Origin of the sequence: Tritonibacter sp. SIMBA_163 (assembly GCF_046535935.1) — a bacterium.
Lineage (GTDB): Bacteria > Pseudomonadota > Alphaproteobacteria > Rhodobacterales > Rhodobacteraceae > Epibacterium > Epibacterium scottomollicae.
The window spans coordinates 24,951-51,507 of the sequence record NZ_JAWJBP010000011.1; the positions used below are offsets into that span (position 1 = coordinate 24,951).

Here is a 26,557-nt window from a genome sequence, read left to right on the forward strand (position 1 = left end):
ATGAACGCTCCTCAAACGCAGATGCGACGCGAAATCAATGAAATTCCCGATGCTGTCGAGCGGCTGCTGACCGACGGCGCCCAGGCGGTCACCGCCACGGCTGCCGAAGTGCGGGATTTGGCACCAAGCTACCTGCTATCAGTGGCCCGCGGCTCCTCTGACCACGCCAGCACCTATCTGAAATACGCCAGTGAGTTGCTGCTGGGCCTGCCAATGGCCTCGGTGGGGCCGTCGGTGAAGTCGATTTACGGCGTGGACCTCAACTGCAAGGGCGCGCTCAGCATTTCTGTGTCGCAGTCGGGCAAAAGCCCGGACATCGTGCAGCTGACCTCGGCGTTCCGCGACAAGGGCGCCTATACGGTGGCAATTACCAATGACGGTGCCTCCCCTCTGGCGAAAGCCTCTGCCGCTGTGTTGCCGATCCACGCGGGCCCGGAACTGAGCGTCGCGGCGACCAAGACATTTGTGACCTCGCTGGTCGCCGGTCTTTGGTTGCTGGCAGAGGTCAAGCAGGACGCGGCGTTGCTCGATGCGATCCGCAAGCTGCCGGGGCATCTGGCGAAGGCAAAGGATTGCGACTGGAGTGCCGCCGTTGAGGCCATTGATGGCCAGTCGCTGTATACGCTGGGGCGCGGGCCCAGCTGGGCGGTTTCGAACGAGGCGGCGCTGAAGTTCAAGGAAACCTGTCAGATCCATGCCGAGAGCTATTCAGCGGCTGAGGTACTGCATGGGCCAGTGTCGATCGTGGGCGAGAATTTCCCGGTGATTGCCTTTGCCGCAGCAGACGCAGCCGAGGATAGTGTTGGCGACATGGTGCAGGCCCTGGTTGAAAAGGGCGCGCGGGTTTTTGCGACCACCGACAAGGCGAAGGGGGCCGAAGTGCTGCCGCATGTGCGGACGGACCACTGGATCACCGATCCGATCTCCTCCATCGTATCGTTCTATGGAATGGTGGAAACCGTGGCCACGCGCCGGGGTGTGAACCCAGATGCGCCGCGCCACCTGAACAAGGTCACGGAAACCGTATGATGCAGCCGCTGATCACCTTTCTGGGCGGACCCATTTTCGACGGCGAAGCTCTTCGAGACGGGTATGCTGCCCAGTTTCGCGACGGCCAGCTGTCCGCTCTGGTTCCGGTTGCGGAACTGACCGAGCGGGGCGAGGAGGTTGCCCTCGGCGGGGATATCTTGTCGCCGGGATACGTCGATCTGCAGGTGAATGGTGGCGGTGGCGTGATGTTGAACGATGCGCCCAGCGTGGACACGATCAATCGGATCTGCGCTGCACATCGCAGCCTCGGAGCAACCACGATTCTGCCCACGTTGATCACGGATTCGCCTGAGAAAACGCGCAAGACCCTGCAGGCGGGTATCGCCGCGCATGACGCTGGCATACGTGGGTTTGGTGGCCTGCATCTGGAGGGGCCGCATCTTTCCGTCGCCCGAAAGGGCGCTCATGATCCGGGGTTCATCCGGCCCATGGAGGACGCGGATCTTGCCGTGATCTGCGAAGCTGCGGAGCAATTGCCAAAGCTGAAGGTCACGATCGCTGCTGAGAATGTAAAACCGGAGCAGGTCGAGCGTATGGTAGGGGCTGGCGTGCTGGTCTCGCTCGGTCATACAGACGCTGCGTTCGAGACCTGTGTGCGGTATGTGCATGCGGGCGCGCGCTGTGCCACGCATCTGTTCAACGCCATGAGTCAGCTCGGCAATCGCGCGCCGGGGCTCGTGGGGGCCGTGCTCGATACCGCTGAACTGTCAGCGGGCGTGATTGCGGATGGCATACATGTCCATCCCGCCAGCCTGCGTGCCGCCTGGATTGCCAAGCGCCGCGGATTGGGGCGCATTTTTCTGGTGTCTGACGCAATGGCCGTTGCGGGAACCGACGCGACAGAATTCCACTTAGAAGGGCGCAGGATTACCCGCCGCGATGGGCGGTTGTGCCTGCCGGACGGCACGCTTGCGGGGGCGGACCTTGATCTGACGACGGCGTTGCGCATCCTGACAACGCAGTGTGATGTCCCGCTTGCGGAGGCGCTTGCCGCCGCGACGACCATCCCGGCGGCGTTGATCGGGCAAGGTGTGGGCGCCTCCGCCGAATCCGCGCCCGCCTATTTGCTGAAGGACATGATCCGGATCACCTCAGATCTCGGCTCGGCTTCCCCTGTCCTGGCGTAGCTGCTGAGCACGGCAGACTGCCTGACGCAGCGGAGCAATGCGGTGTCTAGGCACAAGGTTAAGGCATGCGTTTTGCTCGTGCCCTGATCTTGATCGGCGGCGTACGGTTTTGACTAAGGTCTTGAAGACAATATCGAATTGAAAGGATTTGGCGCCGGGGTAAGTGTCACGCATGGCGCCATATGCGCCATAGGCTGACCTAAGGTCATGGTATCTGTCGCCTGTCGGGCGTGTTTCTGCGTCGCGTTTGCGCTAATGTAGAGGCGAACGGCTGCCACGGAGATCCATCATGAAGCTGACCGTGAACGGGACCGAACATGAGGTCGATGTCGAACCCGAGATGCCCCTGTTGTGGGTGCTGCGGGATGAGTTGAACATCAAAGGTCCAAAATATGGCTGCGGCATCGCCCAATGCGGGGCCTGCACGGTGCATGTGGACGGGATGGCGGTGCGCTCCTGTCAGTTGCCGGTTGGAGATCTTGAGGGCGACGTCACCACCATTGAAGGGCTGGGCATCCCCGAGAGCCTGCATGCGGTGCAGGCCGCATGGGTGGCACATCAGGTGGCGCAATGCGGGTACTGCCAATCGGGCCAGATCATGCAGGCGGCAGCGTTGCTCGACCTGAACCCGGACCCCTCCGATGCAGAGATTGATGCGGTGATGTCGGGGAACCTCTGCCGCTGTGGCACCTATCCCCGTATCCGGGCCGCGATCCATGACGCTGCGCAGAAATTGAGCGAGGCCTGAGCCATGAGCCGTGCTGGAAAAATTGCCCGCCGTACATTCTTGATTGGGTCCGCCGCCATTGCCGGGGGCGTGGCCTTTGGCGTCTACATGGCGAAAAAGCCGATCCCCAATCCACTGCTTGATGATCTGAAGGAGGGTGAGGCGGCGATCACGCCCTTTGTGAAGATCGACGCAGAAGGCATCACCCTGATTACGCCACGCGCGGACAAGGGGCAGGGGGCCTATTCCATCCAGGCCTATCTGATCGCCGAGGAGCTGGACATCGACCCGGCCACCGCGACGATCACCCCGGGGATGCCGGGGCAGGCCTATTACAACGCCACGGTGCTGAGCGAGGGCGTGCCGTTTCCAGCCTATCAGGATGGGTTTGTGGCCGAGACCCTGCGTGACTTCATGTCGGTCCCGGCCAAGCTGTTCTCAATCCAGATGACCGGCGGGTCGTCCACTGTGCCGGATGGGTTTGACCGGATGCGCATGGCGGGGGCGACGGCCCGCGAAACCCTGAAAGAGGCGGCGGCCCGTCGGGTTGGCGTGGCGCGTGGGGATCTGCGGACCGAAAATGGCGCGGTGATCCTGCCGGATGGCACCGCCATCGCCTATACGAATCTGGCGGCAGAGTCGGCAGAGATTGACCCGGTCACGGATGTGACCCTGCGCCCTGCCTCTGCGTGGCGCTATCTGGGCAAGCCCGATCTGCCGCGTCTGGATATGCTGCGCAAATGCACCGGCACTGAGGTCTACGGCATCGACATGGAATTTCAGGACATGTTGCATGCCACCGTGCGTGCCAACCCTGCCGTTGGCACCGCGGGCGCGCGTGTTGATGCCTCGGCGGCAGAGGGGATGCGCGGGGTGGAGAAAATCCTGCCGGTCAGCAACGGTGTCGGTGTGATTGCCAACAACACCTGGCGTGCGTTTCAGGCGGCAGAGGCGCTACAGATCGAGTGGAGCGCGCCGGACTATCCTGGCACCTCGGACGGGATATTTGCCGCGCTTGAACAGGCGCTGGGCGATCCCGACAGCTATGACCACCGCCAGCGCGATGAGGGCGATGTGGACGCCGCACTGGAGGCGGGCGAGATTATCGAGGCGCGCTATCGCATTCCCTATCTCGCCCATGCGCCGATGGAGCCGATGAACGCGGTGGTGCGGGTGCTGGACGGGCAGGTGGAAATCTGGACCGGGACCCAGATCCCCCTGTTCATCCGCGACCGCGCCGCAACCATTGCGGGCGTCGCGCCTGAGGCCGTGAAGGTCTATGTGCTGCCCATGGGCGGCAGTTTTGGTCACCGGCTGGAGATGACCCATGTGGAGCAGGCGGTGGAGCTGGCACTGGCGGTGCCGGGGCGGCATCTGAAACTCACGTGGAGCCGCGAAGAGGATATGAGCCACGACTACCCGCGCCCGGCCTCGGTTGCCGCAGGGCGCGGTAAGGTCGCAGATGGCAAGGTGGTGGCCTTTGATCTTTCGGTCAGTCAATCGGCCATGGCCCCGGAGTGGTTTGGCCGACTGAGCGGGATGAGCCTGCCGGGCCCCGATGCGACCATCACCACCGGGTCGTGGGATCAGCCGTTTGATATTACCAACTATCGTGTCACCGGCTATCGCGCGCCGAGCATGGTGCCGGTGTCGTCCTGGCGTTCGGTCGGCGCGTCGGGCAACGGGTTTTACCACGATAGCTTCCTTGATGAGTTGATCCATGCCGCCGGGGCTGATCCGCTGGCTGAGCGCATCCGCCTGTGTCTGCATGAGCCTGCGCGCAAGGTGCTGGAGGCCGTGGGCGAGATGTCGGGCTGGGATGGTCCCTCAATCGCTGAGGGGCGCGGACGTGGCGTAGGGTTCTGCATGTCCTTTGGCGTGCCCTGCGCACAAGTCATCGAGGTCAGGCAGACGGAGGCGGGCATTCGCATCGATCAGGTCTATGTGGCGGTGGATGTGGGCGAGGTGCTTGATCCCACGAACCTGGAGGCGCAGGTCTTTGGCGGGGTGATCTTTGGGCTGGGGCACGCGATGAACTGCGCGCTGACCTATGAGGATCACGCCCCGCTTGAGACCAACTATCACGCCTATGAGGGGGTGCGGCTCTATCAGGCCCCTCAGATTGAGGTGCGCGCGCTGAGCAACGGCAGCCGCATCCGGGGGGTGGGCGAGCCGGGTGTGCCGCCTGCGGCCCCGGCGCTGGCCAATGCGATCTTTGCCGCCACCGGGCAACGCATCCGCGAATTGCCGCTGAACAAACATATCGATTTCGTCTGAGGAGGGCCGAGACATGCAAAAGAGCGTTGTCATCCTTGCCGCGGTTTCTATCGCGGGCGCAGCCCTTGCCGAAGGTGCGCTGTCCCTGCCGGAAGAGGGCAGCATCAGTCGCGCAGACGGGCAGGCGGCGTTTGAGCGCATCTATGAGGTGGTGACCCATCCCAGATGCGCCAATTGCCACGTGGGCGAGGACAATATCCCGATGTGGTCCGGGCCAAGTTACGGTGAAGCGCGCCCGCATGGGATGCACATCAATGCCGGTGAAAGCCGTATCGGGGCGGAGTTCCTGCCCTGTCAGACCTGCCATGTGACCTCAGATGATTTTGACACCGCACCACACGCCGCGCCGCGTTTTGGTATTGCGTGGCAGCTAGCACCGGTGGAGTTCGAGTGGTTCGGAAAACCCCGCACTGAGATCTGTGCGCAGCTCAAGGACCCTGAGCGCAACGGCGGACGTGATTGGCGCGGCTTGGTGGAGCATCTGGAACATGACGCCAGCCTCAACGGGCCGGTGGCCTGGGGCTGGTCGCCCGGCGGAGACCGAGACCCCGCGCCCCGCACGCTGGAAGAGCATGTCGAGGATATGGCGCTTTGGGGCGCTGCGGGTCAGCCCTGCCCAACAGACTGACGCCACGTGCACCCAGTAGATACCTCTGAGATATCTGAAGCGAATCTCTCCCGGCGGCGCTGCGACACCGAGCGCTTTCTCCGATCTGCCAAGTCATTTCTGCCTCAGGTGCCACTCAGTGGCGCGCGAATTGCGGGGCATGGGCTGCGCGGCTTTCGCTTGTCAAACTTGCCCTGTCGGTCCGGGGTATCGCGGGCGCGGATGACCCGACGACAGGGCGAAGGCGTGCCTTTCCGCCTTGACGGCTCCCAGATCGGCATTGAGAGAATATATTTTATCCAATCCGCCTGCACAGGCTTGTCAAAGCTCAGGTGTTCGCCAAAACTGCGCCGCATGGGTCTGACGGTTTGCGAGCTGTTCAGATCGAAAAGCAAATGAAAAAAAGACTAGGGGAGGTCTTATGAAGACCACAACAGTACTGACACTCACATCGCTTCTCTTGGCGACGGCAGCGCCGCTGAGCGCCGAAACCCTGCGCTGGGCGCGCTCCGGCGATGCGCTGACGCTTGACCCGCACGCCCAGAACGAAGGCCCGACGCACACCATTCGCCACCAGATGTACGAACCGCTGATCATCCGCGACGTGACCGGCGCGTTTGAGCCTGCGCTGGCGACCGAATGGGCGCCCAAGGAAGGCGATCCAAACGTTTGGGTGTTCAAGCTGCGCGAAGGCGTCACCTTCCATGACGGCGCTGATTTTACCGCCGAGGATGTGGTGTTCTCCTTCAATCGCGCCAAGCAGGAAAACTCCGACATGAAGGAGCTGATCGGCTCCATCACCGAAGTGCGCGCAGTCGATGATTTGACCGTTGAGATCGTCACCGATGGTCCGAACCCGATCCTGCCGTCCAACCTCACCAACCTGTTCATCATGGATAAGGGCTGGACCGAGGCCAACAACACCGTGAATGTGCAGGACTTTGAGGGCGGCGAGATCACCTATGCCACCACCAACGCCAACGGCACCGGCCCCTATGTGCTGGAAAGCCGCGAGCCGGACGTCAAAACGGTGATGACGCTGAACGAAGACTACTGGGGCATTGGCCAGTTCCCGCTGGAAGTGACCGAGATCGTCTATACCCCGATTCAGAACGCCGCGACCCGCGTTGCCGCAATGCTGTCCGGCGAAGTTGATTTCCTGCAGGACATGCCGGTTCAGGATCTGGACCGCGTCAGCAACGCCGATGGCCTGATGGTGCGTCAAGCGCCGCAGAACCGGGTGATCTTCTTCGGTCTCAACATGGGCGCCGATGACATCGAGGCCGACAATATCGACGGTAAGAACCCGCTGGCGGACGTGCGCGTGCGCAAGGCGATGTCGATGGCGATCAACCGCGATGCGATCCAGAAGGTCGTGATGCGGGGCCAGTCCCAGCCTGCCGGCATGATCGCACCGCCGTTCGTGAACGGTTGGACCGAAGAGATGGACGCGGAATCCACCACCGACATCGAAGGTGCCAAGGCGCTGATGGAAGAGGCCGGTTACGCCGACGGGTTCTCGATCCGTCTGGACTGCCCCAATGATCGCTATGTCAACGACGAGCCGATCTGTCAGGCCGCCGTGGGCATGCTGGGTCAGATTGGCATCACGGTGAACCTCGATGCCAAGCCCAAGGCGCAGCACTTCCCGCTGATCACCGACGGCAAGACCGACTTCTATATGCTCGGTTGGGGTGTGCCGACCTATGACTCCGAGTATGTCTTCAACTTCCTCGTGCATGGTCGTGAAGGCGACATCGGCACCTGGAATGGCACCGGCTACGACAATGACGAGCTGGACGCGAAGATCAAATCGCTGGCTTCCAACACCGATCTGGACGCGCGCAACCAGGACATCGCCGATATCTGGCGGGTGGTTCAGGATGAGCAGCTCTACATCCCGATCCACCACCAGGTGCTGAACTGGGGTATGTCCGAGAAGGTCGATATCGCGGTCGATCCCGAAGATCAGCCGAAGGTCAAATACTTCAAGATGAACTGATCTTCATCGCAGCGCGCCTGAATGTGGCGCGTTGCTGACTTGCCAGGGTCGCCGGGGCGCAGCACGCACTCCGGCGACACGCGCATTGACGGGAAAGGATCCACGATGTTCCGCTTTTTCACTGCGGCTGCCTGTGCGGCGGCTCTTGTTCCTGCCGCCCTTGTGCCCACCGCTCAGGCCGAGGAATTCTCTTGGGCGGTGACCACCGACCCACAGACAATGGACCCGCATGCGGTCAATTCCACGCCAGTTCTGGGCTTTCTAAACAATGTCTACGAAGGCCTCGTGCGGCGCGGCAAGGATATGAGTATCGAACCTGCGCTGGCCACCAGTTGGGAGCCGATCGGCGCGGGCGAAGGCTGGCGGTTTCACCTGCGCGAAGGTGTGACATTCCAGGATGGCAGCGCCTTCACTGCTGACGATGTGATCTTCTCCTATCAGCGCGCATCAAGCCCCGAGGCGGATACCGCCAGTTGGTTCGCGCCTGTTTCGGAAATGTTGCAGGTGGACGACTACACCGTTGATGTCCTGACCCATTCGCCTAACCCGATCTTTCCCGACAGCATTGCCAACTGGATGATCATGGACAGCGGCTGGGCCGAGGCCAATGCTGCCGCCCGCCCCGACAAGGAGAGCGGCAACCACGCCACGCTTCACACTAATGGCACCGGAGCGTTTCGCATGACCACGCGTGAACCCGGCCTGCGCACGGTGCTGGAACCGTTCGAGGGCTGGTGGGGCGAGGCAGAGCATAACATTACCCGCGCCGAGATGACGCCGATTCAGAACCCGGCCACCGCGCTGGCGGCGCTGTTGTCCGGCGATGTGGATATGATCAACCCTGTGCCCATTCAGGACGTCCAGCGCCTGCAGGGCAACCCGGATGTGAAGGTGGTGCAGGGCATCGAGGCGCGGGTGATCATGCTGGGGTTCCCGCATGAGGCCGACGCGCTGAAGTTCTCGGCCGAGACCGAAGGCAACCCTTTCGCAGATGTCCGCGTGCGCAAGGCCGTGGCCCATGCCATCAACGTGCCGGCAATCCTGCGCACCATCATGCGTGGCAATGCCGAACCGGTGAACCAACTGGTGAGTGGCGCCATGCGGGGCTATTCCGACGCACTGGAGGATGCGCCCGCATATGATCCTGAGGCCGCCAAGGCTCTGCTGTCCGAGGCAGGATACCCCGATGGCTTTTCTTTCGGTTTCAAATGCCCCAACAACCGTTACCTCAATGACGAGGCCGTCTGTCAGGCCGTTACCGCAATGCTGGCGCAGGTGGGGCTGACCGCGACGCTGGATGCGATGCCGGTGCAGAACTACTGGCCGGAGCTGCGGGCCGATAATTACGACATGTATCTTCTTGGCTGGTCGCCGGGCACCTTTGATGCGGAACATCCGATCCGCTTCCTCGGCGCCACTCCGAATGAGGAAAAGAAGCTGGGGTCGTGGAACTTTGGCGGCTATTCCAATGCGCGCGTCGATGAGCTGCTCCCGCAGATCCAGTCCGAAATTGACGAGCCGACCCGTCAGGCAATGCTCGATGAGGTCGCACAGACCTTGCAGGACGAGGCCGCTTATGTGCCGCTCTATGTACAACCGCTGGTCTGGGGCACCGGCAGCAACGTCACCCTGACCCAAAGGCCGGATAACTTCTTTATCCTGCGCTGGGTCTCCGTTAACTAACGCCGCTCAATCAGGCAGACGGGGGCCACGGCCCCCATCATCCACCCACAGGAGAGCACAGATATGCTCGCTTACATCATCCGGCGCGTGGCCCAATCCGCGCTGGTCCTTCTTATCGTCGGGCTTGTGGCCTTTGCGATGTTCCGCTTTGTCGGGGATCCGATCGACAACATGCTGGGGCAGGAGCGCACGGCAGACGACATCGAACGGCTGCGTGAGCAGCTGGGCCTCGATCAGCCTTTCGTGGTGCAATACTACCGCTTCCTAGAGAACGCAGTTCAGGGCAATTTTGGCGTCAGCTACCGTCAAGGTCGCCCGGTGATCGACATCCTGATGGAACGCGCGCCAGCAACGCTGGAACTGGCGGCGGTCTCCGGCATCCTCGCGGTATTGTTCGGCATCGCGTTGGGGGTCTTCACCGCGATCCGACGAAAGGGCATTGCGGCAAATATCATCATGTCGGTCTCGCTGATCGGGGTCTCGCTGCCGACCTTCCTGATCGGCATCCTGCTGATCTACCTGTTCTCGGTCGAGTTGGGCTGGCTGCCCAGTTTTGGACGCGGCGAAGTGGTGGATCTCGGCGCATGGACCACCGGGTTCCTGACCGCAAGCGGGCTCAAGGCGCTGATCCTGCCGTCGATCACGCTGGGGCTTTATCAGATGACGCTGATCATGCGGCTGGTGCGCTCCGAGATGCTAGAGGTGCTGCGGCAGGATTACATCCGCTTTGCCCGCGCGCGGGGCTTGCGCAACCGGGCGGTCCATTTCCGTCACGCACTGAAGAACACCATGGTGCCGGTGATCACCGTGATCGGCCTGCAGGTCGGCGCGATCATCGCATTCGCCATCATCACCGAGACGGTGTTCCAGTGGCCCGGTGTCGGCCTGCTGTTCATCAACGCGATCCAGTTCGTCGATATCCCCGTCATGGCTGCCTATCTGATGCTGATCTCCGTCATGTTCGTGGGCATCAACCTGATCGTCGATATCCTCTATTTCTTCATCGATCCGCGACTGCGCGTTGATCGCAAGGGAGGCCACTAATGTCCGAGACAACCATCCCGCCGCAAAAGTCGCGTCTGCGCACCGCGCTCGACAGCGACCTGTTTTATACCTTTACCCATTCCCCCGTGGCGGTGGTCTCCACCGTTGTGGTGTTGGTCATGGTGCTGGCGTCGCTTTTCGCGCCGCTGATCGCGCCGACCAACCCGTTTGATCCGGCCTCCCTGAACCTGATGAACGGGTTCACGCCGCCGCTGGCCCCCAATGACTTCACCGGCGAGACCTTCTTGCTGGGCACCGATGATCAGGGCCGTGATGTGTTCTCCACCATCCTCTACGGCATGCGGGTCTCGCTGTTCGTGGGCGTGGCGGCTGTCCTGTTCGCCATGGTGCTTGGCATCACGCTGGGCCTGCTGTCCGGCTACCTTGGGGGCTGGGTCGAAACCATCATCATGCGCGTCGCGGACGTGCAGCTGACCTTTCCGTCGATCCTGGTAGCAATGCTGATCTTTGGCGTCGCCAAGGGCATCACCCCGGTAGAGTACCGCGATCAGATGGCAATCTGGGTGCTGATCCTTGCGATCGGCTTGTCGGACTGGGTGCAGTTTGCCCGCGTGGTGCGTGGCGCGACCCTTGTCGAGAAGAACAAGGAATACGTCGAGGCCGCCCGGCTGATCGGGCGACGCTCGGGTGCGATCATGCTGCGGCATATCCTGCCCAACGTGCTGTCGCCTGTCTTGGTCATCGCGACGATCTCGCTGGCGCTGGCGATCATTGCCGAGGCGACGCTGTCGTTCCTCGGGGTGGGCGCACCACCGACCCAGCCGTCTCTTGGTACGCTCATTCGCATCGGGCAGGGATTCCTGTTCTCCGGCGAGTGGTGGATCCTTCTTTTCCCCGCGATCACGCTTCTGGCGCTGGCGCTCAGCGTCAACCTGCTGGGCGACTGGCTGCGTGACGCCCTGAATCCGAGGCTTCGCTAATGGCCGAACCAGTTCTGTCCATCCGCAATCTGTCTGTGGAAATCCCAACCCGCCACGGCATCCTGAAACCGGTCGATGGGGTCACCTATGACATCGCCGGAGGCGAGATCCTCGGCATCGTCGGCGAAAGTGGTGCCGGCAAGTCGATGGCGGGCAATGCCGTCATCGGCCTGCTCAGCCCGCCGGCGCATGTGTCGGCCGGTGAAATCTGGCTCAACGGCAAACGCATCGACACCCTGAAGGGCGACGCCATGCGGCGTCTGCGCGGCAAGGAAATCGGCATGGTCTTTCAGGACCCGCTGACCTCGCTCAATCCGCTTTTGCGGATTGGCGACCAGCTGGTGGAAACCATGCTGACCCATTTGCCGATCAGCAAATCCGAGGCCGAGAAGCGCGCCGTGGCCGCCCTCGAAGAGGTCGGCATTCCCGGTGCCGCCAAACGTGTGAACAGCTACCCGCATGAGTTCTCGGGCGGTATGCGTCAACGGGTTGTCATCGCGCTGGCGCTCTGTGCAGAGCCGTCGCTGGTGATCGCCGATGAGCCGACGACCGCGCTTGATGTGTCCGTACAGGCGCAGATTATCGCGCTGTTGAAACGGCTCTGCCGCGAGCGTGGCACCGCGGTGATGCTGATTACTCATGATATGGGCGTGATTGCCGAGGCCGCCGACCGTGTGGCGGTGATGTATGCCGGGCGGCTGGCCGAGCTTGGCCCTGTGCGCGATGTGATCACCGCGCCGGAGCACCCCTATACGCATGGGTTGATGGCCTCGACGCCGCTGGCGTCGCGCGGGAAGTCTCGCCTGCACCAGATCCCCGGCGCCATGCCGCGTCTCGATGCGGTGCCCGATGGCTGTGCTTTCAACCCTCGCTGCCCGCGCGTGGCCGACAAATGCCGCCAGGCCCCCGCCCCTACGGTGGACGGCAATGCCGCCGCCTGCTGGTTCCCGCTCCAACATGAGGAGGCCTCCTGATGGCGCTTGTCTCCGTCAAGAACCTGAGCCGTGTGTTCGACGTCTCCAAACCCTGGCTGAATCGGGTAATCGAACGCGAACCCAAGGCCTTTCTGACCGCTGTGTCAGAGGTGGATTTCGAGGTCGAGCCGCAAACCACCTATGCGCTCGTTGGCGAATCCGGGTCTGGCAAATCCACCATTGGCCGGATGCTGGTTGGGTTGCTCAACCCTTCTGAGGGCAATGTGGAGATCGAAGGCGTTGATCTGGCGAACGAGAAAGACGCCGCAAAGGTCGATGCGATCCGCTCTGACATCCAGATGATTTTTCAGGATCCCTACGCCTCGCTCAACCCGCGCTGGCGGGTGCGTGACATCATCGTCGAACCCGTGGCGGCGCGTGGTGGTAAGACCGACGGGCTGGCCGAACGCCTGCTGGAACAGGTGGGTCTGTCGGTAAAGGACGCGGGAAAGTTCCCGCATGAGTTCTCCGGCGGGCAGCGGCAGCGGATCTGTATTGCCCGCGCGCTGGCCTCCGAGCCGCGTCTGATCGTCTGCGACGAGCCCACATCGGCGCTGGATGTGTCGGTGCAGTCGCAGGTGCTGAACCTGATGAGTGACCTCAAGGACAACTTTGGCCTGACCTATGTGCTGATCACCCACGATCTGACGGTGGTGCAGCATATGGCCGACCGGATCGGGGTGCTCTACCTCGGGCGGCTGGTTGAGGAGGGCGCGCCGGACGAGCTGTTTGAGCGCCCCAAACACCCCTATACGCAGATGCTGCTGGAGGCCGCTCCGCGTATGGATGGGTTTGGCCGCGAGGTGGCCCCGCCCGAAGGTGAAATCCCCGACCCGATCAACCCACCGCCCGGCTGCGCCTTTCACCCGCGCTGCCCGCTGGCGGGTGACATCTGTCGACAAGAACGCCCCGAGATGCGCAGGATCGGCACAACCCGGGTCGCCTGTCACATGGCGGAGGGCTGACACAGATAACAGGAGCGCAGTGCCATGGCAGACCAGACATTCGGTATCATCGGAGGGACGGGCATGCTGGGCAGTGCGATCCTGCGCGCGGTTGTGCAGGCGCAGATGGTCGCCGGGGATCGAATCTGGGTGGCGTCGCGGTCCGGGCAGCTTGACGGGTTCTCCGATCATCCGGGGCTGAACATCACCACGGACACGGCAGCCCTGATTGTGGCCTCGGACGTGGTGCTATTGTGCGTGCCACCTGCGGCGATGGGCACGCTGTCGCTGGACCTCAGAGACAAGCTGGTGATCTCCGTCATGGCGGGGATCACGATCAACCGGATTTCCGAATTGAGCGGGGCGACGCGGGTCATTCGCGCCATGAGCAGCCCGGCGGCGGCGGAGCAGCTTGCCTATTCGCCTTGGGTTGCGACAGAGGCCACGTCGGATGCGGATCGGGCCTTTGCCACGGCAATGTTTGAGGCCTGCGGCAGCACGGACCGGATCACGCAGGAGGCGCATCTGGACGTTTTCACCGCGATGACCGGGCCGGTGCCGGGGTTTGTCGCCTATTTCGCCGAAGTGATGGCGGATTACGCCGAGGCCAAGGGCCTGCCGCCCGAGGTCGCCGACAAGGCGGTGCGGCAGTTGTTCCTCGGTGCCGGGCAGATGATGGCGACAGGCGGTGCCCGCCCGACCGATCATGTGCAGGAAATGATCGACTACGCTGGCACCACTGCTGCGGGGCTGGAGGTGCTGCGGGCATCAGACATTGGCGCAGAGCTAGAAAAAGGGCTGGACGCCGCCGTCGCCCGCTGCCGTACCATTGGCTAGCCCGACGTATGGCGCGCCATGAACTCAGCGATTTCTGCCTGTGTCGGGGGCTGGCCTGAAAACATCTCCACGTAATGTGGTACGCGGTTTAGGCGCGCGACAGGGTCCTCTTCGACCTCCATCGAGAGATAGCCTACCTGCGTGTAGATGACCGTAAGGCTTCTGACGTCGGCCTGTTCCCTGCTGTAGCCAAAGCGCAGGAACATGTCGTGCACGGCGGCGATGCGGGCATTATCCGCCGCATCAAGCCGCGCCGCCAGTGTGGCGTCGTTGCGCGCCCAGTTGCGGATCGCCAGATCTAGGCGGGCATCAAACAGGGTCGGGTTGAGCCAGCAGTCCATCAGGTTGAACAGGGCTGTGTTGATGGTCCCCGCCGGGGCCTCGCAGCGGGCCTGTATCTGGCCAGTATTGCGGGCCTCCCATGTCTCAACCATGGCGTCGTGCAGCGCGCCGAGATCCTTGAAATACCAGTAAAACCCCGTGCGCGTTTGATCCACGGCGCGCGCCAGCGGCATGATCTTCACCGCGTCGATCCCACTTGAGACCAAGAGATCAAGCGCAGCATCGAGCCAGAGGTCGCGCGAGCCACGCGGGCGAGGGGAGGTGGGTTTGGACATGAGCGCACTTTAAAATAATTGACACAAGTGTCAATTGCGATGCAGGCTCACTTTACACTTGTGTCAAGTCACCTGATTCCATGAGGCAGCGCCATGTCACACGATCCGCTTTTGCAGCCCTTTCAGCTGAAGCATCTGACCCTTCGCAACCGTATCATGACCACCAGTCATGAACCGGCCTACCCGGAGGATGGCATGCCCAAGGCACGCTACCGCGCCTATCATGCGGAGCGCGCAAAGGCCGGAGTAGCACTGGCGATGACGGCGGGGTCTGCAGCGGTTTCCAAGGACAGCCCGCCGGTGTTCAACAATATCCTCGCCTACAAGGACGAGGTGGTGCCGTGGATCACCGACCTGACCGAAGGCTGCCATGAACACGGCTGCGCGGTGATGATCCAGCTCACGCATCTGGGCCGACGCACGGGGTGGAACAAAGGAGACTGGCTGCCGTCGGTGTCCTCGTCTCGGTACCGCGAACCGGCGCACCGGGCCTTTCCCAAGCTAGTCGAAGATTGGGACATCGAGCGCATCATCACGGATTTCGCCGATGCCGCCGAACGTATGAAAGCCGGGGGTATGGATGGGATCGAGTTGCAGGCCTATGGCCATTTGATTGACCAGTTCTGGTCGCCGCTGACCAATGATCTGAGCGGCCCTTATGGTGCGGATACTTTGGAGAACCGTTTGCGGTTCCCGATGGATGTGCTCTCGGCCATTCGCAAGCGGGTGGGGGACGAGTTCATTGTTGGTATGCGGTTCACAGCGGATGAGGTGCAAAAGGGCGGCATCACCACAGAGGAAGGGCTGGACATCACCCGCATCCTGAGCGCGACGGGGCAGGTGGATTTCCTCAATGTGATCCGAGGGCGCATCCATACCGATCCGGCGATGACCGATGTGATCCCGGTACAAGGTATGAAATCCGCGCCGCATCTGGATTTTACAGGCCGGGTCAAACAGGAAACGGACCTGCCGGTGTTTCACGCAGCGCGCATCCCGGATGTCGCCACCGCGCGCCACGCGGTGCAGGCGGGGCTGTTGGATATGGTGGGGATGACGCGGGCACATATGGCCGACCCGCATGTGGTGAAAAAAATCCGCGAGGGGCGCGAGGACGACATCCGCCCTTGTGTGGGGGCCACCTATTGTCTGGACCGGATCTATCAGGCGGGCGATGCGCTGTGCATTCACAACGCCGCAACCGGACGCGAGCTGACGATGCCGCACGAGATCACACCTGCCGAGGCATCAAAGAAAGTGGTGATCGTGGGGGCAGGCCCCGCGGGGTTGGAGGCCGCGCGCGTGGCCTCCGAGCGCGGTCATAAGGTCGTGGTCTTTGAGGCGCAGCCCGATCCCGGTGGTCAAATTCGCCTGACCGCGCAATCTCCGCGCCGCCGCGAGATGATCTCCATCATCGACTGGCGCATGGCGCAATGTGCGGCGCGGGACGTCCAATTCCACTTTAATACCTGGGCTGAGGAAGAGGATGTGCTGGCGGAAAAACCGGATGTGATTATCATCGCCACCGGAGGCCTGCCCAATCTGGAACTGTTTGAGACAGGACAGGAGGCCGCGCATGTGGTCAGCGCTTGGGATCTGATCGCGGGGGACGTGAAACCGGCGGGCCGCGTGCTGATCTACGACGAAAGCGGCGACCACCCCGGATTGCAGGCCGCAGAAGTGGCGGCTGCGGCGGGGGCTCAGGTCGAAGTCATGACCCCTGATCGGACCTTTGCGCCTGACATCATGGCGATGAATCTGGTGCCTTACATGCGTGCGCTGCAGGACAAGGATGTGACGTTCACTGTCACCCGCCGCCTGCTGGATGTGCAGCGTCAGGGCAATGAGTTGCGGGCCACCATCGGCACGGACTACAGCGATCACAGCACGGAGCAGAGCTACGATCAGGTGGTGGTGAACTACGGCACATTGCCCAATGACGATCTGTATCACGCGTTGCGCCCCCACAGCCGCAATGGCGGCGCGGTGGACCACGACGCGCTGATCGCCGGGAGGGCACAGCAGCTGGAGCGTCACCCGGATGGCAGCTTCCAGCTGTTCCGCATCGGCGACGCAGTTTCTGCCCGCAACACACATGCGGCGATCTATGACGCCCTCCGTTTGGTGAAAGACCTCTGACGGACGCACGAAGGTTGGGTTCCACACATCTGACAGATATGTCGTGAACGCTTTGAGGCTGCCGTTTCGCCCGCGCGGATACTTCGCGCGCGGTGTGAGTCGGGGACGCGGTACTCCCAAAGGTCTCGGTCTGACGATTCTATTTGCGCGGATGAAACGGGAGAACCCTGCTTCGGTATCGTGTTGCCGCTTCATAAAGATGTGTCGGTCAATCAATTGATGTGCCCATTTCTCTGAAAACTAGGCGAAACATTTGCGCCAATTTGTGCCGAATGGCTTCGCGATCAGAATGGCAAGCCACATCAGAGCTGTCGGCAGCCTGCATCCAGCGGGGCGCTCTGTGAACTCAATGCCGAAGGCGCTCAACAGGCGCGAGGCGATTCTGGTAATTCTAAGAGTGCTTTGTCAGTTTTAATCAACTTGAGGAGGCATGGCACCGGCCTCGAAAGGCGTCACGGCGAACACGGAAACCCGACGATTTACGGCCGCGAAGGCCTCAATTTGACTCGCATTTTATAAATATACACGGACATTTTAGCTCTTCATTAGCATCCTCACGGCAAAAGTTGGCTTGCATCTTATTGAGTTGGTTGTGGTGGCCGAAGTGCCCCGCACGTTCAGAAAGACGAGAGAGAAACCCCATAACGGGGCAAGGGAATATATCGGGGCCAAAGTGCTCCTTGCTCAAAGGAACTCATGCTATGTCCAGCATTTTGACAAACAATGGTGCTATGGTCGCCCTGCAGACGCTGCAGTCTGTGAACATGAACCTCACCGAAACTCAGAACGGAATTTCCACCGGTAAGGAAATCGGTACCGCAAAAGATAACGCTGCGGTTTGGGCGATTTCCAAGACGATGGAATCGGATATTGCCAGCTTCGAAGCGATCGAGGAAGGCCTGGCGATGGGTGATGCGACGGTTGCTGTTGCCTCTGCCGGTGCGGAGCAGATCGTTGAGAAGCTGGTTGAGATCAAAGAGCTGATCGTGTCGGCTCAGGCGGAAAACGTCAGCCACGACAAGATCCAGACAGACATTGATTCCAAAGTTGATCAGATCGAGTCGATTATTTCAGCAGCTCAGTTCAACGGCGCAAACCTGCTGGCTAACACCATTGACGGCACCGCAACCGAGATGGGTATTCTGGCATCCCTTGACCGTGTCGGCGCAGGCGGGACCGTGACTTCAGTGGATATTACGATTTCCGCTCAGGGCTTCGAATCAAGCCTGAACCTTGCCACAAGCCTTACATCCATCACCGATACCGCCACAGCGGCCTCGGCGCTGTCCGAAATCGAAACCTACCTGCAAACCGCAATTTCCGGTGCGGCTGAACTGGGGGCGGCATCCGCACGAATCGCCGATCAGCAGCTTTTCGTCACTGACCTGGTGGATTCGATGACGCTTGGTGTTTCCACGATGACGGACACCAACATGGAAGAAGCCTCCGCCCGACTTTCGGCGCTACAGACTCAGCAGGAACTGGCGGTTCAGTCGCTTGGCATCGCCAACCAGGCGCCGCAGGCTCTGTTGCAGCTGTTCCAGTAACAGCCTGAACCCTACTGAATATCGCAAAACAGGGGCGCAATTTGCGTCCCTGTTTTTCGTTTTGACCGTCGCACTTGAGATCAGGCTTCGATCACCTCTGCCATCGGTCAGATCAGCCCAGTGGTTTGTAGGCTGTGACGTCGATTTCGATCTTCGCATCGACCATCAGTTGCGAACGGACAGTCGAGCGGGACGGGGCACCGTTTGGAAAATAGCTCGCATAGACGCGGTTGAACGTCCAGAAATCGCGCGGATCATCCAGCCAGACGTTGACCTTGGCCACGTCGTCCAAGGTACAACCTGCTTTGGCCAATACCGCGATTACATTTTCCATGGTGCGTTTGGTCTGTGCCTCGATGCCGCCGGGCTCGATTTCGCCGCTTTCTTTCATGGCAACCTGGCCGGAAATGAACACGAAATCACCTGCGCGGGTTGCGGGGGAAAACGGCAGGTTCTGTCCACCTGCGCCGGTGCGCTCTGCGCCGATACGTTCTATGGTCATGGGATATCTCCTGAGTAGTTGGAAAGGTTAACTTTGCCACGCAGCGTTCAGCGCGCTGCGTGTGTGGGAAAGGGTTGGAATGGGAGCTACTGCGCCGTAACCAGTTGTCGAAATCGCCGCCGCCATATTCGCGTGTTCTGCGGCTGCAAACGGGTCTTGCGTGTCCAGCAGGCTTGCCAAGAATGCGCCGTTGAAACAGTCTCCGGCCCCAGTGGCGTCCTTGGCGTCGACGCGATGCCCCGGAAGGGTACGCATGTCGCCGTCGACAGAGATCAGCACCCCGTCTGCGCCCAGTGTCAGCGCCACGATGCGGGGGCCGAGGTCGTGGTAAAACCTGACAATCTCCTCCGGGGGCTGCAGCCCGGTCAGTTGTCGCGCATCATCCAGACCGGGAAGTGCGATGTCACAGGCGACCATCACGCTGTGGGTCACCTCCCGTGCAACCTCTAGCGGCCAAAGCGCAACGCGCAGGTTGGGGTCGAAGGCGAACACGCCATCTGCCGCTCGTGTGGTCTCTGCAGCCGCGACAACAGCGGCCCGCATGCTGTCAGAGACTGCGAGGCTGATACCGGAGGCGTAAAACATCGGGCAAGACTGCAAGGCGTCCAGAGGCAAGTCATCAGTTGCAAGGCGGCTCGCGGCTGAACCTGTGCGGCGGTAGGTGAAATGGTGGCCATCCGTGTCATGGGTCACAAAATAGACGCCGGTTTCCTCGCCTTGCGCCTGGGTGACATTGGCGGAGGAGACACCTTCGTCGGCCCAGAGGCCGCATAGTGCCGCGCCGAAGGGATCAGTGCCGACACGCGTGATCAGCCCTGCATTGGCCCCGTGTCGCGACGCAGAGATCGCCACGTTGGACACATCGCCGCCAACCCCCATGGCGAACTGACCCTCGGGTGTTTGATTGAACTCGACCAGCGGTTCGCCGAGGCAGAGGATCTGCGCCGCGCTCACCAGACCTGCCCTCTTGCAGCAACGGGTTCTGGACCCAAGATCTTGTCTCCGCGCAGCAACGTGACATGCTCGAGCATGTTGGCGACGACGCAGGCATGGTTTGGCACGATCCGCACTCGGTCGCCGACAGAAAGCCCGGTGGGGGCATCGCTGACGATGCGTCCATGCTCCTCGCTCAGCTGGTCGATTGTCAGAGCTGGGTGCCCAAGCACATGACCAAAACCGTCCAGCCCGAGGAGGTCCGAGGTTAGTACCTTTGATCCCGCGTCGATCACTGCGCGGGTTTCAGTCGGCGTCGACACCACCGTGGCCAGCACCGTCAGCGCACAATCGGACCATTGGCATGTGCCACGTGTCACCAGGGAGCGGTCGTTATAGATATAGGTTCCGATCCGGTATTCAGTTGCCATCGGCATTTCATGCGCGCGCCACATGTCGGGGGAACCGCCAGAGGAAATCACATCTACGGTCAGGTCCGTGGTCTCGATCAGGTCCTTGGCTTCCGCGAGCCATGTTGTCACGGCAGTTGCGGCGCCCGCAGGCGGGTAGGTCATCAGCCCGGCAAACTGCAGGCCTGGCAAATCCTCGATCGCTTGCGCCAATGCCGCCGCCGCCGCCGGGGTGGCCACACCACACCGATCCGCGCCGGTATTGCATTCCACCAACACTGGCAGGGGCGTTGCCGCATCGGCAAAACCGTCGCTCAATCCCTGCGCCACGGTTATGTTGTCCGCGACGACCGACAGACGGACGCGATCTGACAGGGCGCGCAGTCGCGCGACTTTTTCACGACCAAGGATGTTGTACGTCAGCAGGACATTTTGGATATCGCCATTTGCAACCATGGCTTCTGCTTCGGTGATCTTCTGGCAGGTGATGCCGATCGCGCCCTGCTGCACCTGAAACTTTGCCAGACGCGGCAGTTTGTGCGTTTTGATATGCGGGCGAAGCTGCAGTCCGTGGCTGTCGCAATAGCTCTGGAAAGCGCGGACATTGGCCTCGGCAATATCCAGATCGACCAGAACGGCGGGGGTGTCCAGGGGCAGGTTCATCAGGCGCACTCCTCTGCATGTGGCGCATCGACACGCGGCCAGAGCGCACGGGTCAGGTGCGTGTAGTCCGTATGGACCGGATTGTTTGGATAAGGGCCATCAACGGCCGCGTAGAGGATCTCTCCGGCGACCGGCGCAAAGGCCCCGTGAAAGTGGTTGGTGGATTTCACGATCACGATGCGCTTTTTCGCGATGTCGATGCCGAGATTGGTGAAGAGATCCGGCGAAAACGTCTGGCTGCGATTGGTGTTCAGCACGATGTCCAGATCCCCGATACGGATCACCGCGCAGTCACCGAGGGGAACCACCGAGGTGCCGAAGCTTTGTACCGCGTCGCGTTGCAGCCGCGTGACGGTGACCTTGGCATCAATCGGCGCGCCCGCGTGGGCGGAGGTCTTGCCGCCAAACCGCAAGTCCAATTCAGCGCCTTCACCAGCGGCAAAACACAGGCGCACCGCCATCGGATCCCAGATGGTCCCCAACGCCACACCGCCAAGGTTCTGGTTCAGGGCTTCCTGCAGCAGGATCGTGGAGTCGCCAGCGACCCCGCCGCCGGGATTGTCCCAGACATCCGCCACCACCACGGGCGTCCTGTCACTCGCATCCGCACGCCGAAGCGCCTCGGCGGGGGGCAGAAAGTCCGGTTTGGTGCGCCCACGAAAGCCAAAAAGCTCCATCCCCAGATCACGTGCAAGCTGATCGCCGCGTGCTGCGTCATTATCAGTAATGACAACAACTTTTGCGCCCAGGTCAGGACTGTCGCCGGCCATGAAGCCATGGATGACAGAGCCCGACAGGATGTCGCCCTGCTCTTCCAAGCTCATGATCTTGTCCACAAAACCGCGCATCGGCTGAATGCTGGTGGGCAGAACATCCATCATGCGCACGTCGAAAACAGAGATCCGCGGCGCGATCTCACCCCGTGCAGCGCGCAGGGTCAGGTCGACGCAGGCCTCGCCCGCCTCGACAAAATCGGTGTGGGGGAATTCTTTGAATACGGTAATAATATCGGCGTTCTCGACGCGTTTGGCGCTCAGGTGGCTGTGCGGATCAAAGCTCACGCCGATCTTGGCACCCGGTCCCGCCAATGCGCGGGCGGACGCGATCAGTTCGCCTTCGCAATCGACGCAGCCATCCGCGATCATCGCGCCATGCAGGCCCAATACCACCGCATCGACGGGCAGGGCGGCCTTCAACTGGCTCAGGACTTCATCGCGAAGATGCTCCCAGGTTGCCGCGCTCACCAGCCCGCCGGGTTCCGCCCATGTGGCGGTGCCCTCGATCAGGGTGAAACCTTCGTCCTTCGCTCGCCGCCGCAAGGCCGGAAATACCGCCGAACATAGTGTTGGGGTGTCCGGGTGTTCTCCCGGCGGCGCGTAAAAGCTCTGCGCAAAATCAGAGAAATCGGTGCGCAGCGGCGAGAAGGTGTTGGTTTCGGTGGCAAGAGAAGCGCAGAAAACGCGCATGGGGCATATCCTTGAAATTTGGGTTCCGGGGCGCGCGCGTCAAAACCCGCGCCCCGGACGGGGACCGTTAGTCGAGGTAAGAGGCGTCGTTGGCCTTCCCGACTTCGGATTTGAAGAGCGTCAGCAACTCGCCCGCCTTGGCGTCGAGGTTCTCGGCGACATGGGCCTCAAACGCGGGCTGGGTGGCACCGGCCATCGCGGCGCGTTGCTCTGCGGACAGGGCGGTCACTTCGATCTTGTCCATCAGGCCGGCAAGACCGCGATCAGAGGCCTCGATGATGCGCGACAGACCGCGGCTGGCGGTGACGCAGCTTTCGGCGGCGGTGTGCAGGGTGTTCTGCTCCGCTTCGGTCAGATCATCGTAGAAGGCCTTGTTGACCATGAAGGTGTAGGGCGAGAACAGGTGATTGGTCAGCGTCATGTGCTTTTGCACCTCGGCGAAATTCGCAAAGGAGATGATCGGCACCGGGTTCATCTGACCGTCGATCACGCCGGTCTGCAGACCGGAATAAACCTCACCCCAGCTGAGCGGATAGGCCTCGGCCCCCAGCGCCTGCACGATCTTCTGATGGCTCGGCAAGGTCATGGTGCGGATGCGGATGCCGTCGAAATCCTCAAGGTTTGCGATCTGGCGCTGAGAGTTGGTGACGGCAAAGAACCCGCCGGTGTCGGGAAAGCCCAGCACCACAACGTCACCCAGCGCATCTTCGATGTCGGCCGCCAATGTTTCGCCGAACTCGCCGTCAAAGACGGAATACGTGGAGGCGTTGTTGGCGAAGGCAAACGGCAGGTTCAGCACGTCGATGCGCGGGTAATAGCTGGCCAGCGCGCCGGTGGAGGTCAGCGTCGCCTGGATCACGCCATCGCGCACCTGCTGCACATGCTCTGCGGCGGTGCCAAGCTGGTTGGAGCCAAAAACCTCGACCGTGACGCTGCCATTGGTGTCGGCGGTCACGATGTTCTGGAACACGGCCGTGCAGGCATGGGCCGGGTTTTCAAACGGGTCGGTCTTGTTGTCATGACCAAAGCGGATGGTGCCACCGGCCATCGCGGAGCTTGCGGTCAGGGCGGCCAATGCACCGACGGCAGCCGTTTTCAGTACTGTTTTCATTTGATTTTCCTCACTGTTGGATTGGTTTTTTTTTGGTGGTTGGTTGGGCCCCCGATCAGGGGGCAAATCCGAGCGCACGCGGCAGCAACAGGGCCGCGTCCTCCCAGAATGCGAATAGGAACAGGATGATCACTTCGGCGATCAGGAAGGGGGCGAGCTTTACTGAAATGCGCTCCAGCTTCTCGCCGGTCACCGAGGACAGAACGAAGAGGCAAGCCCCCACGGGTGGCGTCATCAATGAGATGTTGAGTGCCAGTACAAAGATGATGCCCGCGTGGATGGGCTCCAGTCCGATCTGTTCGGTGAGCGGCACGAGGACCGGCCCGAGGATGATCAGGATCGCGGTGATATCCATCACCATGCCGACCACCAGCAGAATGCAAATGATGATGGCGATGATGGCATAGGGGTTGTCCGACAGCCCCAGCACGGTGCTGGCAATGGCCTGCGGGATACGCTCAAAGCTCATCCACCAGCCGAGTATGCCGGCAAAGGCGATGATGACAAAGATCACGCCAGTGATCCGCGCGGTGCGCACCAGCATCGCATAGAGTTCGCGGAAGGTCAGTGTGCGATAGACGAAGAAGCCGATGAACAGCGCATAGGCCACGGCGATGGAGGCAGCCTCGGTCGGGGTGACGACGCCGCCAAGGATGCCGCCGAGGATGATGATCGGCATCAAAAGCGCGGTGATCGATGACAGGAAGGTCTGCCAGATTTCGCCCAATGTGGCGCCGCGTTCGGCTTTGGGCAGGTTCTCGCGTTTGCCGCCAATGGCGATCACGCTCATGCAGACGGCGCAAATCACCAGGCCGGGCAGCAGCCCTGCCGCGAACAAGCCGCCGATCGAGACCCCCATCAGCGAGCCGTAGACCACCATCAGCCCCGAAGGAGGAATCGTCGGCCCGATGATCGACCCGGCCGCGGTGACCGCGCAGGCGTAGTCGCGTTTGTAGCCCTGTTTCACCATCGCGGGCACAAGCGTGCGGCCAAAGGCGGCGGCATCGGCGGTGGCAGATCCGGTGAGCCCGGCAAAAAACACCGAGGCCAGCATGTTGGTATGCGCCAGCCCGCCCCGAAAGCGGCCCACCAGTACCTCTGCCAGTTTCACCAACCGTCCGGTGATTCCGGTGCTGTTCATGATCTCACCCGCCAGAATGAAGAACGGCATGGCGAGGAAGGGAAAAATATTGAGCCCGTTGAAGATCTTGCTGGGGCCAATGGCGAGGAACGTGGTGCCGCCGCCCATGGTGAAGATACCGATGACGCCCGCCAGGCCAATGGCAAAGCCGATCGGCATGCCAACGGCGAGGAGCAGGACAAAACAGAGGCCGACGATCATGCGCCCGCTCCTTCTTCAGAGGGGGTGTCGGGCAGGTCGAGCTGACGGCCCATATCGCGGATCATCACCAGCACCACTTGCACGCAGGCCAAAGCTGCGGCGGTCGGGATCGCCGCGTAGAAAGGTTGCAGCGTCGCGCCGAGGATCATCGCCTGACGTTTGGCGCCGCTTTCGGCGAAGCCGATGCCGAACCACAGTACGTAGAAGAACAGCGCAAATGTCATCAGGTCGATTCCGATCAGCATGGCACGGCGCAGGGGGGCAGGCAGGTTCAAGAGCACCGCCGTCAGGCCGATGTGTTCGCGCCGTGCGATGCCCGAGGACACCGCCAGCATCGCGGCCCAGATCATCAGGTAACGGGCCAGCACCTCGGGCCAGGGCAGTTGCCAGTGAAAGAAGTAGCGATCCACGACGCCGATCCAGACGTCGAGCACCAGTGCCACCATCAGCGCAGCAAGGATGACTTCGGTTCCCCGATTGAGCTGTCGGCTGATCCGATCTGCGATATCCCCAAGCATGAGCGCCTCCCCGCATTTTGTAATTAAGGTACATATTCACGGTTCCACCGTCGCTCGGTCAAGTTATTTTTGTTACCAAAGTACAAAAATAGAAGATTTCAGGAAAAAACCGGCGTATGTTTGACGTCAAAATGTATCTTAGGTACAGAATCACGGAGAGGTCTTCAGGAGTTACAGATGCCGACAGTCGAATCCAGCCCGGCGCAGGGCGCTGTGGACCTGATCTCCAACCTGCGACAGTTGCACGGTCAATTCGCAGCCAGGGAGCAGAAGGTCGCGGATTTTGTCGCGGCGCATCTTGAGGATATATCGAGCATGACCATCGCGGAGCTGGCGGGGGCCTGCGGTGTCAGCACCCCAACCGTTGTGCGGTTTTGCCGAACGATGGGCTGTGACGGGTTCCGCGACTTCAAATTGCGCTTGGCGCAGAACTTAGCGGTCAGCCTGCAATATCTCGCGCCCAGCCAGAGGGACGCGCAGGAGGGGAGCGTCAACGCCGTCGATCAGGTACTGGGCGCTCTCTATGCGACCGTGAATGTCATGCGCCAACAGCTCGATCCAGAGCGCCTCGACGCGGCGGTGCAGGCCGTGGCGACCGCCGGGCAAATCGTTGTGGCTGGCGTGGGTGGCGGCTCCACAATGGTGGCGCAGGAAGCGGCCAGCCGTCTGTTTCGGTTGGGCATCCCGGCTGTTGCGGTGTCCGATAGCTATCTGTTGCAGATGCGTGCGGCAACGTTGGGCAAGGGCGATGTGTTGCTGCTTGTGTCCACCAGTGGCGAGGCGGGCGAGATCGTCAGTGCGGCTGGTGTCGCGGGCGGCTATGGCGCCACTGTCATCGCGATCACCCGCCCCGACAGCCGTCTGGCGCAGGAGGCCACCGTCGTGATCGAAGCCGACCTGCCCGAGGATCCGGACATCCTGAAACCGACCGCCTCGCGTTATGCGCATCTGGTGATCGTTGATGCGCTGGCGATGTCGGTGGCGCAGCTCAGAAGCGAGGCCACGACCGAAAACCTGCGCCGCATCCGCGCCTCGCTCACCGCGTATCACGGGCGTACCGGACCACAGCCGCTGGGCGACTAAAGGCCCAGCGGGA

At 61.6% G+C, this 26,557-nt stretch carries 23 protein-coding genes; 15 read left to right on the forward strand and 8 right to left on the reverse strand.

Translation table 11 applies throughout. The features are described 5' to 3' along the window. The 12 genes from R0J92_RS15190 to R0J92_RS15245 all read left to right on the forward strand — a co-directional run bounded on the left by R0J92_RS15190 (nt 1) and on the right by R0J92_RS15245 (nt 14,213). The gene (locus R0J92_RS15190) at nt 1-1,029 is read left to right on the forward strand and encodes an SIS domain-containing protein (protein WP_411052257.1); all 1,029 of its coding nucleotides are present in this window, start codon (nt 1-3) and stop codon (nt 1,027-1,029) included. Next, nucleotides 1,026-2,177: an N-acetylglucosamine-6-phosphate deacetylase gene (gene nagA / locus R0J92_RS15195; protein WP_411052258.1), complete on the forward strand. Its 1,152-nt coding sequence runs from the start codon at nt 1,026-1,028 to the stop codon at nt 2,175-2,177. The genes R0J92_RS15190 and nagA overlap by 4 nt, the downstream gene beginning before the upstream one ends. Nucleotides 2,178-2,466: 289 nt before the next feature. Beyond that, on the forward strand, nt 2,467-2,925 hold the full coding sequence (locus R0J92_RS15200; RefSeq protein WP_411052259.1) for a (2Fe-2S)-binding protein: 459 nt from the start codon (nt 2,467-2,469) through the stop codon (nt 2,923-2,925). Between the two features lie 3 nt (nt 2,926-2,928). Then, complete coding sequence (locus R0J92_RS15205; protein ID WP_411052260.1) at nt 2,929-5,181, forward strand: molybdopterin cofactor-binding domain-containing protein; 2,253 nt, start codon at nt 2,929-2,931, stop codon at nt 5,179-5,181. A 13-nt stretch (nt 5,182-5,194) separates the two neighbouring features. After that, nucleotides 5,195-5,809 (forward strand): hypothetical protein, encoded by a 615-nt coding sequence (locus R0J92_RS15210; RefSeq protein WP_411052261.1) that lies wholly within the window; start codon nt 5,195-5,197, stop codon nt 5,807-5,809. Between the two features lie 400 nt (nt 5,810-6,209). Further along, on the forward strand, nt 6,210-7,790 hold the full coding sequence (locus tag R0J92_RS15215) for an ABC transporter substrate-binding protein (protein WP_106164893.1): 1,581 nt from the start codon (nt 6,210-6,212) through the stop codon (nt 7,788-7,790). Nucleotides 7,791-7,895: 105 nt separating this feature from the next. Continuing rightward, entirely contained in the window at nt 7,896-9,473 is a 1,578-nt protein-coding gene (locus R0J92_RS15220; protein WP_411052262.1) for an ABC transporter substrate-binding protein, read from the forward strand. A 63-nt stretch (nt 9,474-9,536) separates the two neighbouring features. After that, nucleotides 9,537-10,517, forward strand: coding sequence for an ABC transporter permease (locus R0J92_RS15225; protein WP_106164894.1), 981 nt, complete (start codon nt 9,537-9,539; stop codon nt 10,515-10,517). After that, the gene (locus R0J92_RS15230) at nt 10,517-11,458 is read left to right on the forward strand and encodes an ABC transporter permease (RefSeq protein WP_411052263.1); all 942 of its coding nucleotides are present in this window, start codon (nt 10,517-10,519) and stop codon (nt 11,456-11,458) included. The genes R0J92_RS15225 and R0J92_RS15230 overlap by 1 nt, the downstream gene beginning before the upstream one ends. Further along, nucleotides 11,458-12,432: an ABC transporter ATP-binding protein gene (locus tag R0J92_RS15235; protein ID WP_411052264.1), complete on the forward strand. Its 975-nt coding sequence runs from the start codon at nt 11,458-11,460 to the stop codon at nt 12,430-12,432. Before R0J92_RS15230 ends, R0J92_RS15235 begins: the two co-directional genes overlap by 1 nt. Further along, complete coding sequence (locus R0J92_RS15240) at nt 12,432-13,397, forward strand: ABC transporter ATP-binding protein (protein ID WP_106164897.1); 966 nt, start codon at nt 12,432-12,434, stop codon at nt 13,395-13,397. The genes R0J92_RS15235 and R0J92_RS15240 overlap by 1 nt, the downstream gene beginning before the upstream one ends. 24 nt (nt 13,398-13,421) lie before the next feature. Further along, complete coding sequence (locus R0J92_RS15245; RefSeq protein WP_411052265.1) at nt 13,422-14,213, forward strand: pyrroline-5-carboxylate reductase family protein; 792 nt, start codon at nt 13,422-13,424, stop codon at nt 14,211-14,213. Here the strand turns inward: R0J92_RS15245 and R0J92_RS15250 are convergent. Beyond that, nucleotides 14,210-14,830, reverse strand: coding sequence for a TetR/AcrR family transcriptional regulator (locus R0J92_RS15250; protein ID WP_411052266.1), 621 nt, complete (start codon nt 14,828-14,830; stop codon nt 14,210-14,212). The genes R0J92_RS15245 and R0J92_RS15250 overlap by 4 nt on opposite strands. 93 nt (nt 14,831-14,923) lie before the next feature. Here R0J92_RS15250 and R0J92_RS15255 point away from each other — a divergent pair, with 93 nt between their 5' ends. Further along, complete coding sequence (locus R0J92_RS15255; protein WP_411052267.1) at nt 14,924-16,969, forward strand: FAD-dependent oxidoreductase; 2,046 nt, start codon at nt 14,924-14,926, stop codon at nt 16,967-16,969. A gap of 701 nt (nt 16,970-17,670) precedes the next feature. Next, on the forward strand, nt 17,671-18,516 hold the full coding sequence (locus R0J92_RS15260) for a flagellin (RefSeq protein WP_411052268.1): 846 nt from the start codon (nt 17,671-17,673) through the stop codon (nt 18,514-18,516). Nucleotides 18,517-18,628: 112 nt separating this feature from the next. On the opposite strand, the gene R0J92_RS15265 is transcribed toward R0J92_RS15260, so the two are convergent. From R0J92_RS15265 to R0J92_RS15295, 7 genes are all read right to left on the reverse strand, one after another. Beyond that, nucleotides 18,629-19,018, reverse strand: coding sequence for a RidA family protein (locus R0J92_RS15265; RefSeq protein WP_106164902.1), 390 nt, complete (start codon nt 19,016-19,018; stop codon nt 18,629-18,631). A 27-nt stretch (nt 19,019-19,045) separates the two neighbouring features. Further along, nucleotides 19,046-19,972 carry a sugar kinase gene (locus tag R0J92_RS15270; protein ID WP_411052269.1) on the reverse strand — a complete coding sequence of 309 codons (927 nt, stop codon included), beginning with the start codon at nt 19,970-19,972 and terminating at the stop codon, nt 19,046-19,048. Then, the gene (locus R0J92_RS15275; protein WP_411052270.1) at nt 19,969-21,024 is read right to left on the reverse strand and encodes a D-TA family PLP-dependent enzyme; all 1,056 of its coding nucleotides are present in this window, start codon (nt 21,022-21,024) and stop codon (nt 19,969-19,971) included. The genes R0J92_RS15270 and R0J92_RS15275 overlap by 4 nt, the downstream gene beginning before the upstream one ends. Beyond that, nucleotides 21,024-22,490: a M81 family metallopeptidase gene (locus tag R0J92_RS15280; protein WP_411052271.1), complete on the reverse strand. Its 1,467-nt coding sequence runs from the start codon at nt 22,488-22,490 to the stop codon at nt 21,024-21,026. Before R0J92_RS15280 ends, R0J92_RS15275 begins: the two co-directional genes overlap by 1 nt. 67 nt (nt 22,491-22,557) lie before the next feature. Further along, nucleotides 22,558-23,601, reverse strand: coding sequence for a DctP family TRAP transporter solute-binding subunit (locus R0J92_RS15285; RefSeq protein ID WP_411052272.1), 1,044 nt, complete (start codon nt 23,599-23,601; stop codon nt 22,558-22,560). Nucleotides 23,602-23,656: 55 nt separating this feature from the next. Beyond that, nucleotides 23,657-24,943 (reverse strand): TRAP transporter large permease, encoded by a 1,287-nt coding sequence (locus R0J92_RS15290; protein ID WP_411052273.1) that lies wholly within the window; start codon nt 24,941-24,943, stop codon nt 23,657-23,659. Then, nucleotides 24,940-25,461: a TRAP transporter small permease gene (locus R0J92_RS15295; RefSeq protein WP_106164908.1), complete on the reverse strand. Its 522-nt coding sequence runs from the start codon at nt 25,459-25,461 to the stop codon at nt 24,940-24,942. Before R0J92_RS15295 ends, R0J92_RS15290 begins: the two co-directional genes overlap by 4 nt. Before the next feature lie 177 nt (nt 25,462-25,638). Here R0J92_RS15295 and R0J92_RS15300 point away from each other — a divergent pair, with 177 nt between their 5' ends. Continuing rightward, on the forward strand, nt 25,639-26,544 hold the full coding sequence (locus R0J92_RS15300) for a MurR/RpiR family transcriptional regulator (RefSeq protein WP_411052274.1): 906 nt from the start codon (nt 25,639-25,641) through the stop codon (nt 26,542-26,544). Nucleotides 26,545-26,557 lie beyond the last annotated feature (13 nt).

Excerpts from the sequence above, each read along its gene's own strand:
- R0J92_RS15190 (WP_411052257.1), top strand. The coding sequence starts at position 1 with ATGAACGCTCCTCAAACGCAGATGCGACGCGAAATCAATGAAATTCCC.
- nagA (WP_411052258.1), top strand. The coding sequence starts at position 1,026 with ATGATGCAGCCGCTGATCACCTTTCTGGGCGGACCCATTTTCGACGGC.
- R0J92_RS15200 (WP_411052259.1), top strand. The coding sequence starts at position 2,467 with ATGAAGCTGACCGTGAACGGGACCGAACATGAGGTCGATGTCGAACCC.
- R0J92_RS15205 (WP_411052260.1), top strand. The coding sequence starts at position 2,929 with ATGAGCCGTGCTGGAAAAATTGCCCGCCGTACATTCTTGATTGGGTCC.
- R0J92_RS15210 (WP_411052261.1), top strand. The coding sequence starts at position 5,195 with ATGCAAAAGAGCGTTGTCATCCTTGCCGCGGTTTCTATCGCGGGCGCA.
- R0J92_RS15215 (WP_106164893.1), top strand. The coding sequence starts at position 6,210 with ATGAAGACCACAACAGTACTGACACTCACATCGCTTCTCTTGGCGACG.
- R0J92_RS15220 (WP_411052262.1), top strand. The coding sequence starts at position 7,896 with ATGTTCCGCTTTTTCACTGCGGCTGCCTGTGCGGCGGCTCTTGTTCCT.
- R0J92_RS15225 (WP_106164894.1), top strand. The coding sequence starts at position 9,537 with ATGCTCGCTTACATCATCCGGCGCGTGGCCCAATCCGCGCTGGTCCTT.
- R0J92_RS15230 (WP_411052263.1), top strand. The coding sequence starts at position 10,517 with ATGTCCGAGACAACCATCCCGCCGCAAAAGTCGCGTCTGCGCACCGCG.
- R0J92_RS15235 (WP_411052264.1), top strand. The coding sequence starts at position 11,458 with ATGGCCGAACCAGTTCTGTCCATCCGCAATCTGTCTGTGGAAATCCCA.
- R0J92_RS15240 (WP_106164897.1), top strand. The coding sequence starts at position 12,432 with ATGGCGCTTGTCTCCGTCAAGAACCTGAGCCGTGTGTTCGACGTCTCC.
- R0J92_RS15245 (WP_411052265.1), top strand. The coding sequence starts at position 13,422 with ATGGCAGACCAGACATTCGGTATCATCGGAGGGACGGGCATGCTGGGC.
- R0J92_RS15250 (WP_411052266.1), bottom strand. The coding sequence starts at position 14,830 with ATGTCCAAACCCACCTCCCCTCGCCCGCGTGGCTCGCGCGACCTCTGG.
- R0J92_RS15255 (WP_411052267.1), top strand. The coding sequence starts at position 14,924 with ATGTCACACGATCCGCTTTTGCAGCCCTTTCAGCTGAAGCATCTGACC.
- R0J92_RS15260 (WP_411052268.1), top strand. The coding sequence starts at position 17,671 with ATGTCCAGCATTTTGACAAACAATGGTGCTATGGTCGCCCTGCAGACG.
- R0J92_RS15265 (WP_106164902.1), bottom strand. The coding sequence starts at position 19,018 with ATGACCATAGAACGTATCGGCGCAGAGCGCACCGGCGCAGGTGGACAG.
- R0J92_RS15275 (WP_411052270.1), bottom strand. The coding sequence starts at position 21,024 with ATGAACCTGCCCCTGGACACCCCCGCCGTTCTGGTCGATCTGGATATT.
- R0J92_RS15280 (WP_411052271.1), bottom strand. The coding sequence starts at position 22,490 with ATGCGCGTTTTCTGCGCTTCTCTTGCCACCGAAACCAACACCTTCTCG.
- R0J92_RS15285 (WP_411052272.1), bottom strand. The coding sequence starts at position 23,601 with ATGAAAACAGTACTGAAAACGGCTGCCGTCGGTGCATTGGCCGCCCTG.
- R0J92_RS15290 (WP_411052273.1), bottom strand. The coding sequence starts at position 24,943 with ATGATCGTCGGCCTCTGTTTTGTCCTGCTCCTCGCCGTTGGCATGCCG.
- R0J92_RS15295 (WP_106164908.1), bottom strand. The coding sequence starts at position 25,461 with ATGCTTGGGGATATCGCAGATCGGATCAGCCGACAGCTCAATCGGGGA.
- R0J92_RS15300 (WP_411052274.1), top strand. The coding sequence starts at position 25,639 with ATGCCGACAGTCGAATCCAGCCCGGCGCAGGGCGCTGTGGACCTGATC.